This window comes from Saccharomonospora iraqiensis subsp. paurometabolica YIM 90007 (assembly GCF_000231035.2).
Lineage (GTDB): Bacteria > Actinomycetota > Actinomycetes > Mycobacteriales > Pseudonocardiaceae > Saccharomonospora > Saccharomonospora paurometabolica.
The window spans coordinates 322,467-322,899 of sequence record NZ_KI912258.1; the positions used below are offsets into that span (position 1 = coordinate 322,467).

The 433-nt window shown below is 80.1% G+C and carries 1 pseudogene; it reads right to left on the reverse strand.

The annotated features are described in order from the left end of the window. Window positions 1-135 precede the first annotated feature (135 nt). A pseudogene (locus SACPADRAFT_RS30060) lies at window positions 136-433 on the reverse strand (SIS domain-containing protein); the annotation flags it as partial.

Sequence of the window (433 nt, forward strand, 5' to 3'; positions counted from 1 at the left end):
CGGCGGCCACGGCGAGTGCGCGCGTGCCGGTTCCCCCGGCGTCCACGCCGATCGCGACACCGGTTCCCGGAGCGGCGGTCCCTCCGTCCACGGGGGCCGCCGGGTCCGTCGGGCGGTGGGCCGGGCGCATCGCGGTCACCGGGTCCGGGTCACCTTGCGCAGTCCGCGCGGGCGGTCCGGGTCGACGCCGCGGGCCAGCGCCAGCTCCAGCGCCAGCCGCTGCACCGGCAGCACCTCCAGCACCGGTGCGATCTCCTCGGGGAGGGCGGGCACCGGAATCGACGGCCCCGGGGACGCCGTGGGCGGGGCGGATCCGACCGTGAGCACGTCCGCGCCCCGCCCGGCGACGGTGTCCAGCACCTCGCCCAGTGGCGGTGCCGCCCGCCCCGCGCCGGTGACGGCCAGCACGGCCGTGTCGGTGTCGACGGCGGCC